Below are 14,448 nucleotides of genomic sequence, written 5' to 3' on the forward strand. Positions count from 1 at the left end.
GTTATATTTTTATAAAAATGTGGCGACGATATAGCCACCAGACAGGCAACGTGCAAATACTCAGAAACAGCAATACCCATAAGGTCGCGCTCACTAGACCACTCAGTCCGGCTGAGTGTGCCAGTTGCTGATAAAGTGCATGCAAAGAGGTGCCGGAAAGTGGCCAGTCGAGTAGCTTTTCAATTACCACATGCAGGACATAAGCAGTAATCGCATTGGCACCGAATATCACTGGCAGGTAAGTTCCTGTGCGGTAGCGCATGATGTCGGTGTACCACACAATAAAGCCCAGAATCATAGCGCCAATACCGCCAGTAGCCAGCACGAATGAGCTTGACCAGATTTGCTTGATAAAAGGAAAGGCAAGGCTCCATATACACCCTGTGGCAAAACAGCCAAAGCCCAGAATAAAGAGTTTTGCAGAAGTAGTATAAAGCTGTCCCCGGTTTTGCATCACAATATGGCCCATCAACATACCGATAATGCCAGTAGAAACAGCGGGGAGCGTACTAAGTACACCTTCAGGGTCCCATGCGCCGCGCCACAGCATACCTGGAGCAAATTGATCAAACCAGTTAATCAGATTATGACCCCGTTCCAGACTTCCGGCTTCAATCCCTGGCGCAGGAACCAGCAGAATCAGTAACCAGTAGCTAATAAGTATGCCTGCGCCTATTTTGACGGTTTGCCAGATGGAGCAATATATCGCCAGATAGCAACAGGCCAGGTAGACAATCGCTATTCTTTGTAACACGCCCAGTACGCGGATTTGTTCAAACTGGGTGTATAACAGATTGACGATAAGTCCAAGCGCAAACATTACAACAGCCCGATGCCACACTTTTTTTAACAAAGTACGCTGGGTGGCGGAATCTGTGAGTTGCTTGCTAAATCCTAGGGGAATAGCAACCCCGACAATCAGAATAAAAAATGGAAAAACCAGATCGGCAAACAAGATGCCTTCCCAGTGCGCATGTGACAACTCGCCATAAGTGCCGGGACTGTTTACCACAATCATCGCGATTATAGTCAGACCTCGAAAAACATCCAAAGCGAGCAGCCGACTGGTCAGTTGCTGCCGGGAAGAAGAAGACATAGACATAGTTATTTGCTTCAAAAGTAATCAGTAACTTTACCGTATATTTTTTATGTCAACGTTGTCAAATATTATTTGGTGATTTTTTGTTCTCTGCATGATTATGCGGATGGTCACGCATATATTGCTAAGCAGGGGCGGTGTAACGTATGCTCAGTCACCATGTTGCTATGACGACCACAGGATGTTTTTGCATGAAAAAACCAACAATTAAGGATGTAGCCCGGCTGGCCGGCGTGTCGTTTAAAACGGTATCGCGGGTGGTGAATAAAGAAGCGAGTGTCAGTGATTCAGTACGCGAGCGGGTAAATGAATGTATTAAACAACTCAATTATCAACCCAACCGTACCGCTAGAACTATGCGTAAAGCACCATTTTCTCTGGCTTTTGTGTACGACAATCCTAACAGCCATTACGTGATAGAAATGCAGAATGGCATTATTTCACAATGCCGTGAAAATGGATTCGAGCTGGTCATTCATCCTACGGATTCACGCTCAGAAGAGGTAGGTAAAGAGCTGGCAGCCATGATTGGTTCGAGTCAGATTGGTGGAGTTATTCTGACACCTCCGCTTTCTGAAAATCGTGAGCTGGTGACCTTTCTTATCGGTCAGCAGGCTAAGGTTGTGAGAATCCTATCAGGTAGTGAGCCGCCTGATAATCTTGCACCCGTCGTCTATGTGGACGATGTGGCTGCCGCGCAAACCCTGACCTCTCATTTGCTCAGCCAAGGACATACGTCTATTGGGTTTATCGGGTTTAACGACAGTCACGAGTCTAGCCGGGGGCGCTTAAAAGGGTTTACACAGGCCCACCTTGAACGCGGACTGAGTGTTAATAAAAACCTGATTCTGGATGGTGAGTTTACGTTTGAGTCTGGCATGGAAATGACACGTATTTTGATGGAAAGCGACAATAAACCTACCGCGATTGTGGCCTGTAATGACGAAATTGCGGCGGGCGCAGTATTTCAAGCCCGGATTCTGAACTACCAAATACCTGAAGATCTTTCTGTTGCCGGATTTGAGAATAGTCCGTTTGCTATTCAGACCTGGCCCCATTTGACGACTATCGACCAGCCAAATGTTCAGATTGCCGCAGCTGCTGCCAAGCTGGTCATTAATATGATGCAGAAACCAGACACGGAACATATCTCGTCTGCCGGCTTTACCCTGAATTTAATTGAAAGAGACTCTGTAACCTGTTTAACGCAATGAATATAAATTCACAAAACTGAATTTAATTTTATTTTTATGTTTGACAACGTTGACATTAGTGGGTAGTTTTGAAGTGAGGTGGTGAAAAAATGATCACCACAATAAAAACAATAAATCTGCTGTCAGTTCGTTTGCCGGGATTGACCTTCACAACATGTTTGAAATGTGGGAACTACACATGAAGCTTTTATCATTCAGAAAGACAGTACTAACCAGTGCCATTCTTTATGCATTGAGTTACCCTTCCGTGGCGCAGGAAACTGGGTCAGATACAGATATTGAACGAATTGATGTGACCTATCGCTCCAGTCTGGTTAAGGCCGCTGCTCTTAAGCGGGATGAAACCAAGGTGTCCGATATAATAACGTCTGAAGATATTGGTAAATTTCCTACTGAAAATATCGCCGAAGCGATTCAGCGAATTCCCGGCGTGCAAATTTCTAACATTAATGGTCGTGGCTCTACAATCAGTGTACGTGGATTAGGCGCACAGTATGCCAGAACTACAGTCAATGGTCAGACTTTGGCTAATGCAGATTTTACCAGTGGTTTTCGCTACGACATTATCCAGTCAGAGCTGGCGTCGTCTATCTCGGTCATTAAATCACCAAATGCGCAAATGGATACTGGTGGTCTGTCTGGTACTATCAATATCGATACCACGCGCCCTCTGGCTTACAATGACCGTAAGGTGGTGGCGTCGTTAAAAGGCCAGTATTCTGAGTTTTCACCCACCGATGATGTTACCCCTAAAGCGAATATTACCTATATCGACCAGTTTGCCGGTGACACTATAGGCATATTCCTCAATGCAGGTTATCAAGCGCTCGATGACCGGGTTGATAACATGTGGATGGGACGTTGGTTTAGTGATGATGACGGTAATTTCTATCCGCGCCGCCCGCGTTATCGCCGGATTGATCGCGAAACCGAGCGTCAACTGTTCAATGGCACTATTCAATGGCGTCCGACTGATGCCTTTGAGGCAAGCTTCACCGCTATATATGCTGATGATGATACTCAGCAAGATCTCAACCAGCAGGTATTTTTGTTCGATGCTGACGATATTACCCTGACCAGCGAGGCGGTAAACGGCGTATATAATAGCCTGCAAATTTCAGATTTTACCCTGGAAAACAACCGCCAGGCAGAAGACAAGCAGGCAACAAGTAAAGCTTTTACTCTGCAGGCCAAATATGAGTCTGACCACTGGCTATATAGTGGTGTTGCGCATTACACCAGCGGTGAGGCTGTACATGCAGAAGAAGCAGTGATTCTGGCTACCAGTGTGTCGGCAACCATGGATATTACAAACCGCAATGATGTGATATTTGACGTAGCAGAAGACTTAACTGATCCATCGCTGTATCCGGCTGATATGCCACGTAATGAATATCCCAACGGCGCGTCACGATTTATGGATTCCTCTGAAACAGCGCTGCAGTTTGATGCAATGCGAATGTTTGATGAAGGCTTCGTGACGAGCATTAGTTTTGGGGCCAAGTATCGCAATGAAGAGTTCAACCGGGAGTTTTATCGTACAGACCGCTTCGCAATAGGTGATGCTGCGCCAGAAGATCTTCCTCTGATGAGTGAATTTAACTACCAGGTGACTGATTTTCTGGATAATCAAATGTCGGTGGAACATGCCTGGATTGCTCCCGACATTCAGGCATACAGAGATGCACTGGAAGCCGAAGGTGTGGCTATTCCAACATTTTTTGCTCCACAATCCAGTTACGGTGTAGAGCGTGACATTATGGCAGTATATTTACAGGCCGATTTTGATACTTATCTTGGCGAGTATCCGTTTCGCGGTAATATCGGAATGCGTTATGAAACCACTGACCGGACAATAAACAGCTACCTCACCGGTGACAGCCGCGAGGACAATGGTGAAATAAAAATTGCGCTGGGCGAAATATCTACGGACTTTGATTACAGCAACTTTTTGCCTAGCGTGAACCTGGTATTGGAACTCACTGATGAGATTCAGGCCCGTTTTGCCGCAGCCAAAGTATTGGTCAGGCCGATTCTCACATCAAATTCGCAAATTGCTGCCTCTGAAACATCAGCAGCAAACTCATTCGGCACCACCACTTATACCGCAAATCTGGGACAGCCGGAGATGGAAGCACTCACCGCTAACCAGGCCGATCTGGGGCTGGAGTGGTACTACGGCGAAGGGGATAGCCTCGCGTTAACCCTATTTGTGAAAGAGTTAAAAAACGGTGCGGTCACTGATTTTGTCTGCCCTGAAAATTACAATGGCACAGCTCTGACTGGTACACCGCAGGACTGTTTGGATGCGCAGGGTAACATTTATGAAATTGAAGCTACTTACAACGATGATGCCGGCACCACTATCAAAGGCTATGAAATTGGCTGGAATCAGGGGCTGGATGCATGGTTACCAATAAAAGGTTTTGGGATAAATGCTAATTACACCTTTATTGACGCTGAGGATGATGAAGATTTTGTGCTGACTAATTCTTCTGAAGAAACCTGGAATATTATCGGCTACTGGGAAAATGACGTATTCAGTGCACGGGTCGCGCTCAACCATCGCAGTCCGTATGTACAGGATAATACTGATGCATTTTTTGCTCGCGAGGGGCGGGTAGTGGATGGCAGAAATCAGATTGACGTATTGCTAAGCTACAACGTGACCGACCAGCTGAACTTACGCTTTGGGGCTTTGAATATCAATGGAAATGATGAAGAAGCCTACTTCACCGAAGACATGCCGGTGTGGCAAACCACTAGTGTCATTGGTAAAAGTTATTATCTGAACGCCGTGTATTCGTTTTAACGTTTCATGAAAGAGCCATAGTGCCGCTGGTAACAGCGGCACATGCAATAGAAGGGTAAAGCAATGATAAAAAGGCAAATATATACGTTGCGCCTTGTACTTTTAGGATGTGTTGGTATGGCGCTGTTATCAGGGCTGTACGGATGTAGTGAGCCAGTCGTTAAGCCGCTACAACGCAGCGCACAGGAGCAAGCCGCCAGCGAGGTTATCAGCAGAGTAACCGGACGAGATCAGCCGGGAGTTATCATGAAATATATTGCTGATAATGAGCCTGACTGGTACCAGGTTAAGACCACTAATACGCATATGACAGTAAGCGGAAACAGTACTACGGCAATGACCTACGGGGCATATGAGGCCTTGCGGGAACAGGGAGCACTGAGTGTCAGTTGGGAAGGGAACCGGGTGGCGATGCCAACACGATGGCAGCCGCAACAAAGCGAAGTTACGGCCACACCCTTTGCTCTGCGCAGTTATTTGAATGTATGCGCGTATGGATATACCACACCCTGGTGGACCTGGCAGCGCTGGGAGCAGGAACTGGACTGGATGGCGTTGCATGGTGTGAATAACCCGGTAGCGATGGAAGGGCAGGAGTTTGTATGGCAGCAATTATGGAGCGAGTTCGGCGTTAGTGATAAAGCGTTGGCTAGCTATTTTTCCGGACCGGCGTTTACTCCCTGGCAGCGTATGGGCAATATAGAAAGTCATGCCGGGCCTTTGCCGCAAAGCTGGATAAACAAAAAGCATAAGTTGCAGAAAAAGATACTGGCTAGAATGGAAGAATTGGGTATGCAGCCGGTCGTGCCTGCATTTAGCGGCTATGTGCCTAAGGCGTTTGCGCTTCAGCATCCTGATGCCAAAATTTACGCCATGCCCAAATGGACTGGGTTTGAACATGAGACTTACTGGCTTGATCCCGCAGATCCTCTATTCAATAAGCTAGCTAAGCGCTTTATCGAGCTGTATACCGACAGCTATGGCAAGCACCGTTATTATTTATCCGATGCATTTAATGAAATGTTGCCACCGGTATCGCAAGATAACCGCTATGAAGATCTGGCTCGCTATGGCGAGCGCATATTTTCCTCCATTACTCAGGTATCCGATGATGCGGTATGGGTGATGCAAGGTTGGATGTTTGGTGCTGATGAAGAATTTTGGGACTTACCCTCCATCGAGGCATTTTTAAGCAACGTGCCTGACCAGCAAGCCATGATTCATGATATTGGTAACGATCGCTACCATGTCTGGCAACGGACTGAAGGATTTAAAGGTAAATCCTGGGTATTTGGGTTTATTCATAATTATGGTGGGTCCGATCCTGTATATGCTGGGTTGTCTGATTATGTTACCCAGCTACAGACTGCGGAGCAGGCGAATATTCAGGGTAATATGACCGGCTTTGGTGTGTTTCCGGAAGGACTGCATAATAACTCTGTAGCCTATGAGTTTTTATTCGACTTGCCATGGCAAACTCAGCCAGATATGCAGAAGTGGTTGCAAACTTATACCCGGGCCCGATATGGCAAAACATCCCCGACTCTGATAGCAGCATGGAAACAGCTCATAGACGGTGTATTTTCAACTTCCTATTGGCAAAGTCGCTGGTGGGAAGGCTCTGCCGGAGCTTACCTGTTATTTAAGCGGCCCGATGAAACGCTGGTGGAGTTTGGTGGTCACCCTGGAAACGAACAGGCGCTAAATGATGCGCTGGCTACCCTGATAAAGCTGGCACCGGATTATCAGAATTCCACTTTATTTATGTACGATTTGGTGGACTTTACCAAGCATGCGGTGAGTTTGCGTACTGACTCTAAGCTTCAACAGGCTGTCAGCGCTTATAAAGAGGGCGATGTAGAAAAGGGGGACCGGCTGACGGCGGCAGTGACTCGTGACATAAAACAGCTTGATGCATTGATGGGGCTACACCAGGAAAGCCTGCACAGCTGGTTGACCGATGCGAGTAATTACGCGGATACCCCGCAGGAAGAAGTGGTGTATCTGCAAAATGCACGACAACAAATCACGATATGGGGCGGTCCAAAATTGAAAGATTATGCTTCTAAAGCGTGGCAGGGTATGTATGCCGGATTTTATTTGCCCCGCTGGCAAATGTATTTGCGGGCTTTGCGAACAGCTGCAGTTAACCATATCCCATTTGATCATGATGCCACTTCTCAGCAAATACTTGATTGGGAACAGGATTGGGTTAATCGCACCCGTATTCCACCGTTACATGTGCCAGAACAGCCTGTTGAGCAGATAATGATGCTGTTACGTTAAACGGTTTACAGGATATATTTAGTTCAACATTGCAAAGGTAAATAGTCCGTTCTACTATGCGGGCTATGAAAGCAAATACCACTTCACAAAAAATTGCTGCTAACCTGGAGCAGGCCTTTGCTGCCTCAGGTTTTGCCGAGCAGGGCGTTGATGCGTTAAGGGATGCGTCTGGCGTTAGTCTGCGCACTTTGTACAAGTATTATCCGTCTCGTCAGAAAATGGTTATGGCGGCGCTGGAATATCGGCATCAGCGCTATCTGCAGGACATCTTTACCCCACCTGATGCGACATCAGAACAGAGCTTGTCAGAGATTCTGGAGGCTGTTAGTCAGTGGATGCAGCACAATGCGCCAACTGGCTGCCTGTTTCATAGTGCGGTAGCGGCTTATCCCAATGATGAAGAAATTCTGCACATGCTACAGGCGCATAAACATGAGGTGATTGAACGGCTTGTCGCGGTATGCAAAATGCCACAGGCGGCCGGTGAACTTGCCATTATTCATGAGGGGCTGACTCAGGCCTGGCCAACTCATAAAGAACAGGCATTAGCCGGTGCCAAACGCCTGGCTAAGTTATTGTGTGAATAGACTTGCTACGTAATTACCAATACCACAGTTTCCGACTGGTCGTACTGCAGGAAGATGCCTGTTAGCTTGCAGGGGTGGGAATGCGTTTTAATCGCTCATCGTCGTTAACGATAATCTTTTTTCGAGACTCCCAAACTCAAAAATTAAGTACAGTTTTAGTACAGCCCTCTGTCTTTAACGATAAAGTAAGATTAATAAATAACCTTAAAATGATAATAAAATGTTAAATATGTATCTTAAATGCATGTTAAATGCTCTTAAATAAAAAATTATCAATTTGTTTGCCTGTTTTTTAGGCAAACGGAAGCGCTTGGTATTGCAGGTCGTACCACTTAAACGTAACCTCTTTTGGTAGCATGCGCCCCGGAAAAACTTGGGGCTGATTTTTAACACATCGGTTAAACGGTGTGCAGGCTTAAGAAAACACATTAAAACCAGAGAGCTTTATGTTTAAACACTCAAAATTGTTTCTGTCTGTAGGCGTAGCGGTATCGTGCCTTTCTTCTTCTGTTATGGCGGCTGGCTTTCAGGTTAACGAGCACAGTGCAAACGGTCTTGGTCGTGCATTTGCCGGTCAGGCTGCTACACCGGAAAACGCATCAGTATTGGCGACTAACCCGGCAGCGATTGGTGTATTTAAAAAATCTCAAGTTAGCGGCAGCATCAACTACATCGATCCTAATGTTGATATCGAAGGCCAGTCCTTTACACCAGGTGCAATGGCTGAGCCGGTAAATGCTTCTGAAGATAACATTGCCGACACTGCTATCATTCCGTCATTTTTCTATGTAAAACCGCTGGACGACAAACTGTTGTTTGGTTTAGGCGCCTTCACAACTTATGGTCTGCGTACCGACTATGGTAGCGATTTTGAAGCGTCGCATTTTGCTAACGATGCTGAAGTCAAATCGTTCACCATTAACCCTGCAGTATCTTATAAAGTGAATGATACCCTGCGTGTGGGTTTTGGTATGAACGTGACCTATGCCGATGCTGAAATCAGCTCAGCAGTACCAAACTCACTGGCGCCGGCTCTTTCTCAATTGACCGGCGTCCCAGCAGAAAACCTGCAGGGTGCATCTATTTTCAAACTGGAAGGTGACGACTACGGTTTCGGCTGGAATGCCGGTGTTTTCTGGCAGCCTACCAGCATGACTAATGTGGCGCTGTCTTATCGTGCAGAAACCAAGCTGGAACTGGACGGTGAAGTCAGCTCTGCTCTGACTCCTGGCCTGAATCAGCCGGGTAGCCTGGATCTGAATCTGGCAGCCATTACAGAGTTGGCTGTAAACCAGAAGCTGGGTGATCAGTGGTCTGTGCAGGCCAGTGTTGTATTTACTGACTGGAGCACATTTGAAAAACTGGAAGCTAATCTGGCCAGCGGTGATGATTTCCTGATCAAAGAAGAAAACTTTGATGATTCATGGCGTGGTTCGTTAGGTGTGACTTACATGCTTAACGATGAATATACTCTGCGCGCTGGCTTTGCCTACGATGACGGTGTAGTGACTACTGAAAACCGTTCTCTGAGCATTCCGGACACCGATCGCGTGTGGTACACCGCCGGTATGACGTACAACATGACTAAGGACACATCGTTTGATGTGGGTTATGCCTTTATTGATGGTCGCGAAGCCAATATCAATAAGTCACGGGCTTTAGGCTCAACAGGTATTACGTCAACCATGGTTGGTACACAGTCTGCCAACGCGCATATCCTGAGCGTACAGGTTAACCACAGCTTCTGATAGCGGGTAAAAAATAAAAAAAACGGCAGTCACTGACTGCCGTTTTTTTATTTAAAGCGACTGGCATTTTCGTATTCCTGGCCGGCCACGTCTCCCTGACCAAAAAAAGCCGGGAAGGGGACGGGAATGGTTAGCGCACGCTGGGTAGCAGGGCGCTTATCTATCCGGTCAAACCAGGCTTGTAAATTATCCAGCCCGTCAACAGATACATTAGCCCAGTAATAAGCCCGCGCCCACGGGTAGGCTGCCATATCGGCAATCGTGTATTGCTCGTCTACCAGATAAGTACGCCCGGCTAAGCGGGTATCCAGCACTTCCAGCAAACGCCGGCTTTCATCTACATAGCGTTTGATGGCAAACGGGTCTTCATTGCCGTTTTTAGCGGCTATACGCTGAAAATACATAGCCTGACCCATCATGGGCCCAATACCGCCCATCTGAAACATCACCCATTGCAGGGTTTGTGAGCGCGCTTTGGCTGAGTCAGGTAAAAACCGGTTATATTTTTCTGCCAGATACCACAAAATCGCCCCAGATTCGAAAACTGCAAAATCATCATTGCTGCGATCCACAATAGTCGGGATTCGCCCATTTGGATTCAACTGCATATAGGCTGCTGACTTTTGTTCTCTGGCCGAGAAGTCGATATGTGTAAGATCATATTCAACGCCGGCTTCTTCAAGAAATATCACCGGTTTCCAGCCATTCATGGTGGATGCTGTATATAAATGAATATCTGGCTGCTTACTCATGTTCAGATCCTTTTTGTTCAGTAATAATCGCTACTACCCTGGATTTGCCCAGATTGGTTACCTGATGAATCCACGCTTGGTGCCACATAATATGCTCATCCGGTATCTGCGCAATGAGCGGTTTTTCACCAGGCACCGAGATTTTCAGCTTTCCGCCCTGTTGAAAATATACGGTTTCATTATTGTGATGGTGCAGCGTATCGGACTCACCTGGCGCCAGCACCATTTTTAAAACCATCACCTTGTCATTTTCAAATAGCAGCGAGTACTGCTTGGGTGAGGCAATATGTCCGGCTTCAGGTGTTTGAGCGGCCACGGCTGTACCGCTAACACTAAGTACAGCGGACAATAAAAACGATTTAATTAATTTCATGATTTGTTACCTGTTTTGGCATGTAAAAAAGCCCGCAGCAGCGGGCTACCATCGACTAAAAATGGGCGTTCAGATGTGCTTCAAAACGCACCAGATCGTTTTCAATGTCGGCATTTTTCATCACGTCATAACAGGCAAAGGTAGGCATGGCCTGCATACCAAAAAATGCAAAGTTAGCATGCATCGGGAATAGCAAATCATCCAGGCTCTTACCGGCAAACAAAAACTCACTGCTATCGTTAAATGATTCTGCCGGAGCGTTTAGCGTCACAGACATCATGTACCGGGTATCGGTTAACGTGCCTCCGGTACCATAGTGTTGTTTGGGAGCCTCTGCGCTGCGCCCGTCACCATGACACAACGCACCTCCCATCCCGGCGGTGTAGACTTCATCCATATATTTTTTAAACGACCAGGGCACACCCATCCAGTTAATCGGGCTTTGCAGCAAGACAATATCTGCCCACTGGTGGTTAGCCAGCTCGGTATCAACATCAATCTCGTCCTGCATGGTAACGACCCGGGTTGCATGCCCTTTTTTGTGAAGGGTGCTCACAGCAAGATCCACCAGGGTGCTGTTCAGCCGGCCGGGAGAAAACGGGTAGGGTTGATGGGCATTAATGATTAAAATATTACTCATTGCAGACTCCTTAAAAAGTCGGTAGGTCAGAATCAAACATCTGTGGTATATTTTAGTTACCGGGTAACCATAATCAATTAGTATACTTTTTGTTACTACCCTGAATTTTTGGTGAATAATATGAAAAGTGAAGTAAAAACAGAGACTAGCGGAAGAAAAATAGTTTTAAATGCATGTACGGAGCCTTGCGCCATTGAGCAGGGTATGCGATTGATTGGCGGCAAGTGGACTGGCTCTATCATTTATCACTTAAAAGACAATCCTGTGCGTTTCAATGATTTATGCAGAATGCTGGGCGGGGCCAGTAGAAAGATGATCGACCAGCGCTTAAAAGAACTCGAAGCCAATGGCATGGTGAAGCGGGAAGTGCTAGATACCCGTCCTATAGCGGTGGCTTATCACCTGACCGATTATGGCCGCTCAGCGCTGGTGATTCTTGAACAGATGCGTGTATGGATGGAGCAGCATCAGTCATAAATGCTCGACAAAGTCCTGTGGCCTCCTGAGCCTGCCTAAACTGGCCACAGGCTGTTCTGCCAGCGGTGCTTCTTGTGTGCCGTTACAGATGTTATCTGCCGTGCCCTGACCCGAGCCGCTTTTTTATCAAAGCCCCCTTCGTAAAACGCACTCCCGCCATAAAAACCGCCGCGCTTTCCCTTACTTAGTGGCAGTGAATCATGCTAATCCATTGTGTAAATAAACAGTAACTAAACGATAGTAATAAAACTATTTTTGTATTAATCTAATTTTAATTAGTAAAAAATAAATGTTTTGTGTGGCGAAAAAATCTTCATCAGCGCCATGTCAGGCAACAACGATAGTGATACGGATTTTAGTAAACTGACAATAAAGGAGAAACCAATGTCAGAAATGCAAGAAGCAAGTGTGGCTCCAGCCTCTCTTAGTACAAAAGATGATGCGGCAAAAACAAATGCCCTGATTGCTTATGGTCTTATGGTCGTAGGTATGTTTACGGGAGTTTTCTGGATAGTGGGCGCTATTTGGGCAATGGTAAAAAAAGGCGAAGCCCAGGGCTCAGTATTTGAGGACCATTACACAAATATCATCAAAACATTCTGGTGGGGGTTAGGGCTTTCAATTTTAGGCGCGATGCTATCGGTAATTGTTGTTGGTTATTTTATGCTGTTAGCGGTTTGGATTTGGTCCATTTTCAAGATCGTAAAAGGTCTTGCAAAGATTACTTCAAACAAAGCTTACCACGGCTAATCAGCTCATGTGGCAGAGTGCTTTGAAAAAGCTCCTCTGCTGCGTACCTTTCTAACACTAAGCTAGACAATAGCGCTGCACAACATTCCACGTTTTTGTTCTACCTCAATTATTTAAAATTTTAAGCGACGGCGCTGTCGACAGATTCTGATGCGTAAGTGCATTCTGTGTTGAAAAAAGGCAGTGCAGATTAAAATGTGAACTATTTTCCGCTTTAAAAGAATATACATTCAGTTATTCTAATATAGTCAGAAGCAGTACTAAGTTACACGCCTAATCATTAAATTAATAAGTAAGGAATACTTATGCCAACTGCTGAATATCAGACGCTCAAAATTATATCTGCCATTATCCTGGTCCAGGGGGGAATCCTTTTCTACTGGGTTATAACCTCTGATGATTTTATCGGCATGCTGGGATTTTCAGCTATTGCGAATATGAGTCTGTTGTCGTGGTTAGTGGCGGCTGTGGTAGTGGCTTGTTATATTTGGGGCGCGGCCAGTATTTCTCAGGTGCGCGAGCATATGTTCAGGTTTGATAAACTAAAATGTGCCGCCTTAACAGGCGCGCTGGTATCTGGCGTGTTTGAAGAACTCGTTTTTAGAAAGTTGCTTATGGATTATCTGCTTGAAGCAGGTTTTGGCACAGTTTCTCAAATCATATTATCGGGTATCGGGTTTGGTATGGCTCATCTGGTTTGGGGCGGAAAAGCAGTTTCAGCAGCCGTTAATGCCACGTTCTACACCTTCTTTCTAGGCTGTGGGCTGGCTCTGGTCTATATCGTGAGCGAAAGAAATTTAGCGCTATGTATCATTGCTCACACTCTGGTTACCGCTGCTATTGAGCCTGGTTTGATAAAATCGGCAGTGCTCAATAAATTAGGATACTTTAAAGAACGTACTGAATAGATGTTGTGCCTGTCCGGCTGGCTATTCAATATGTAATACTTGAAAATATAACGGTATACCAGCACGTCAAGTGAAGAGCGATCGGCAATAGCTAAAGGCGGATCATCTTTGGGTTGCCTGCAACTTGTAAATCTTTTCTATACGAAGGTTTAGCTAGCCATAGCCTCATTGAGTAAATCTCTGTCTGGCCCCTGACAGCAGATACAATACAATTTTTTATTTTGGACGTTTTAAATGCAATCAGCCCATATTGGTCAGCAGGTGTTCAGTGAAACCGAAATCGCCCAAGGTGTGCAGCTGGTGGCAGCCCGGCTCAATCAGGTTTACAGTGAAGCGGTGGTTATTACCGTGGTGCCGGGCGGTATTTTGTTTACTGCGGACCTGGTGCGCAAACTCACTTTTGACATCATCATGGATTATATTTCCTGCCCGCATACTCCCGGCGACAGACACAATCAGTCAACCATTGTGTTTCACCAGCATATTCCGCTGGCCGGCAAGCATGTGATTATCATTGACGATGCCATTGAGTCGGGCGGTACAATGAAGCGCCTTGTTGAGCATATCGGGCATCATTACGCGGTAGCGTCACTGGCGGTCGCCACTTTACTGGTGAAGCCCGGGCGGGTTAGCATTCCGGTAACCGAATATTATGCTTATGAAATGCCTGATGATGATTTACTGGTAGGCTATGGCCTGCCGTGGAAAGATAAACTCAGACATGTCCCGTTTGTTAGCAAACTGGTGAGGTAATGATGGCTTATCTGCATCATCAGGCGTTTTAGGCTAAAAACAAACAAGG

The 14,448-nt window shown here is 46.2% G+C and carries 13 protein-coding genes; 9 read left to right on the plus strand and 4 right to left on the minus strand.

What is annotated here, in order from left to right; translation table 11 throughout:
• Nucleotide 1 precedes the first annotated feature (1 nt).
• Nucleotides 2–1,102 carry an acyltransferase family protein gene (locus tag EZV72_RS07135; RefSeq protein ID WP_137166594.1) on the minus strand — a complete coding sequence of 367 codons (1,101 nt, stop codon included), beginning with the start codon at nt 1,100–1,102 and terminating at the stop codon, nt 2–4.
• Nucleotides 1,103–1,290: 188 nt separating this feature from the next.
• Here EZV72_RS07135 and EZV72_RS07140 point away from each other — a divergent pair, with 188 nt between their 5' ends.
• The 5 genes from EZV72_RS07140 (at nt 1,291) to EZV72_RS07160 (ending at nt 9,746) form a co-directional block, all read left to right on the plus strand.
• Nucleotides 1,291–2,313 carry a LacI family DNA-binding transcriptional regulator gene (locus EZV72_RS07140; protein ID WP_137166595.1) on the plus strand — a complete coding sequence of 341 codons (1,023 nt, stop codon included), beginning with the start codon at nt 1,291–1,293 and terminating at the stop codon, nt 2,311–2,313.
• A gap of 178 nt (nt 2,314–2,491) precedes the next feature.
• Nucleotides 2,492–5,125, plus strand: coding sequence for a TonB-dependent receptor (locus EZV72_RS07145; RefSeq protein ID WP_217495183.1), 2,634 nt, complete (start codon nt 2,492–2,494; stop codon nt 5,123–5,125).
• 117 nt (nt 5,126–5,242) lie between these two features.
• Nucleotides 5,243–7,411 carry an alpha-N-acetylglucosaminidase gene (locus EZV72_RS07150; RefSeq protein ID WP_175405067.1) on the plus strand — a complete coding sequence of 723 codons (2,169 nt, stop codon included), beginning with the start codon at nt 5,243–5,245 and terminating at the stop codon, nt 7,409–7,411.
• 65 nt (nt 7,412–7,476) lie between these two features.
• Complete coding sequence (locus EZV72_RS07155; RefSeq protein WP_137166597.1) at nt 7,477–7,998, plus strand: TetR/AcrR family transcriptional regulator; 522 nt, start codon at nt 7,477–7,479, stop codon at nt 7,996–7,998.
• Between the two features lie 446 nt (nt 7,999–8,444).
• Nucleotides 8,445–9,746, plus strand: a complete 1,302-nt coding sequence (locus tag EZV72_RS07160) for an OmpP1/FadL family transporter (RefSeq protein WP_137166598.1) — start codon at nt 8,445–8,447, stop codon at nt 9,744–9,746.
• A gap of 47 nt (nt 9,747–9,793) precedes the next feature.
• Here the strand turns inward: EZV72_RS07160 and EZV72_RS07165 are convergent, their stop codons facing one another.
• The 3 genes from EZV72_RS07165 to EZV72_RS07175 are packed head-to-tail and all read right to left on the minus strand — an operon-like array spanning nt 9,794 to nt 11,511.
• Nucleotides 9,794–10,498: a glutathione S-transferase family protein gene (locus tag EZV72_RS07165; protein ID WP_137166599.1), complete on the minus strand. Its 705-nt coding sequence runs from the start codon at nt 10,496–10,498 to the stop codon at nt 9,794–9,796.
• Nucleotides 10,491–10,871 carry a hypothetical protein gene (locus EZV72_RS07170; protein ID WP_232364526.1) on the minus strand — a complete coding sequence of 127 codons (381 nt, stop codon included), beginning with the start codon at nt 10,869–10,871 and terminating at the stop codon, nt 10,491–10,493. Before EZV72_RS07170 ends, EZV72_RS07165 begins: the two co-directional genes overlap by 8 nt.
• A gap of 55 nt (nt 10,872–10,926) precedes the next feature.
• Entirely contained in the window at nt 10,927–11,511 is a 585-nt protein-coding gene (locus EZV72_RS07175) for an NAD(P)H-dependent oxidoreductase (RefSeq protein ID WP_137166600.1), read from the minus strand.
• Between the two features lie 120 nt (nt 11,512–11,631).
• On the opposite strand from EZV72_RS07175, the gene EZV72_RS07180 reads away from it, so the two are divergent.
• From EZV72_RS07180 to EZV72_RS07195, 4 genes are all read left to right on the plus strand, one after another.
• Nucleotides 11,632–11,988 (plus strand): winged helix-turn-helix transcriptional regulator, encoded by a 357-nt coding sequence (locus tag EZV72_RS07180; RefSeq protein WP_137166601.1) that lies wholly within the window; start codon nt 11,632–11,634, stop codon nt 11,986–11,988.
• 384 nt (nt 11,989–12,372) lie between these two features.
• The gene (locus EZV72_RS07185; protein ID WP_137166602.1) at nt 12,373–12,738 is read left to right on the plus strand and encodes a DUF4870 family protein; all 366 of its coding nucleotides are present in this window, start codon (nt 12,373–12,375) and stop codon (nt 12,736–12,738) included.
• Nucleotides 12,739–13,043: 305 nt separating this feature from the next.
• Entirely contained in the window at nt 13,044–13,646 is a 603-nt protein-coding gene (locus tag EZV72_RS07190) for a CPBP family intramembrane glutamic endopeptidase (protein ID WP_137166603.1), read from the plus strand.
• 234 nt (nt 13,647–13,880) lie between these two features.
• Nucleotides 13,881–14,399, plus strand: coding sequence for a phosphoribosyltransferase (locus EZV72_RS07195; RefSeq protein ID WP_137166604.1), 519 nt, complete (start codon nt 13,881–13,883; stop codon nt 14,397–14,399).
• The last annotated feature ends 49 nt before the right edge of the window (nt 14,400–14,448 follow it).

Origin of the sequence: Salinimonas lutimaris (assembly GCF_005222225.1) — a bacterium.
In the GTDB taxonomy this organism is placed as follows: Bacteria; Pseudomonadota; Gammaproteobacteria; order Enterobacterales; family Alteromonadaceae; genus Alteromonas; species Alteromonas lutimaris.

Excerpts from the sequence above, each read along its gene's own strand:
- EZV72_RS07180 (WP_137166601.1), top strand. The coding sequence starts at position 11,632 with ATGAAAAGTGAAGTAAAAACAGAGACTAGCGGAAGAAAAATAGTTTTA.
- EZV72_RS07150 (WP_175405067.1), top strand. The coding sequence starts at position 5,243 with ATGGCGCTGTTATCAGGGCTGTACGGATGTAGTGAGCCAGTCGTTAAG.
- EZV72_RS07170 (WP_232364526.1), bottom strand. The coding sequence starts at position 10,871 with ATGAAATTAATTAAATCGTTTTTATTGTCCGCTGTACTTAGTGTTAGC.
- EZV72_RS07175 (WP_137166600.1), bottom strand. The coding sequence starts at position 11,511 with ATGAGTAATATTTTAATCATTAATGCCCATCAACCCTACCCGTTTTCT.
- EZV72_RS07145 (WP_217495183.1), top strand. The coding sequence starts at position 2,492 with ATGAAGCTTTTATCATTCAGAAAGACAGTACTAACCAGTGCCATTCTT.
- EZV72_RS07190 (WP_137166603.1), top strand. The coding sequence starts at position 13,044 with ATGCCAACTGCTGAATATCAGACGCTCAAAATTATATCTGCCATTATC.
- EZV72_RS07160 (WP_137166598.1), top strand. The coding sequence starts at position 8,445 with ATGTTTAAACACTCAAAATTGTTTCTGTCTGTAGGCGTAGCGGTATCG.
- EZV72_RS07185 (WP_137166602.1), top strand. The coding sequence starts at position 12,373 with ATGTCAGAAATGCAAGAAGCAAGTGTGGCTCCAGCCTCTCTTAGTACA.
- EZV72_RS07140 (WP_137166595.1), top strand. The coding sequence starts at position 1,291 with ATGAAAAAACCAACAATTAAGGATGTAGCCCGGCTGGCCGGCGTGTCG.
- EZV72_RS07155 (WP_137166597.1), top strand. The coding sequence starts at position 7,477 with ATGAAAGCAAATACCACTTCACAAAAAATTGCTGCTAACCTGGAGCAG.
- EZV72_RS07195 (WP_137166604.1), top strand. The coding sequence starts at position 13,881 with ATGCAATCAGCCCATATTGGTCAGCAGGTGTTCAGTGAAACCGAAATC.
- EZV72_RS07165 (WP_137166599.1), bottom strand. The coding sequence starts at position 10,498 with ATGAGTAAGCAGCCAGATATTCATTTATATACAGCATCCACCATGAAT.
- EZV72_RS07135 (WP_137166594.1), bottom strand. The coding sequence starts at position 1,102 with ATGTCTATGTCTTCTTCTTCCCGGCAGCAACTGACCAGTCGGCTGCTC.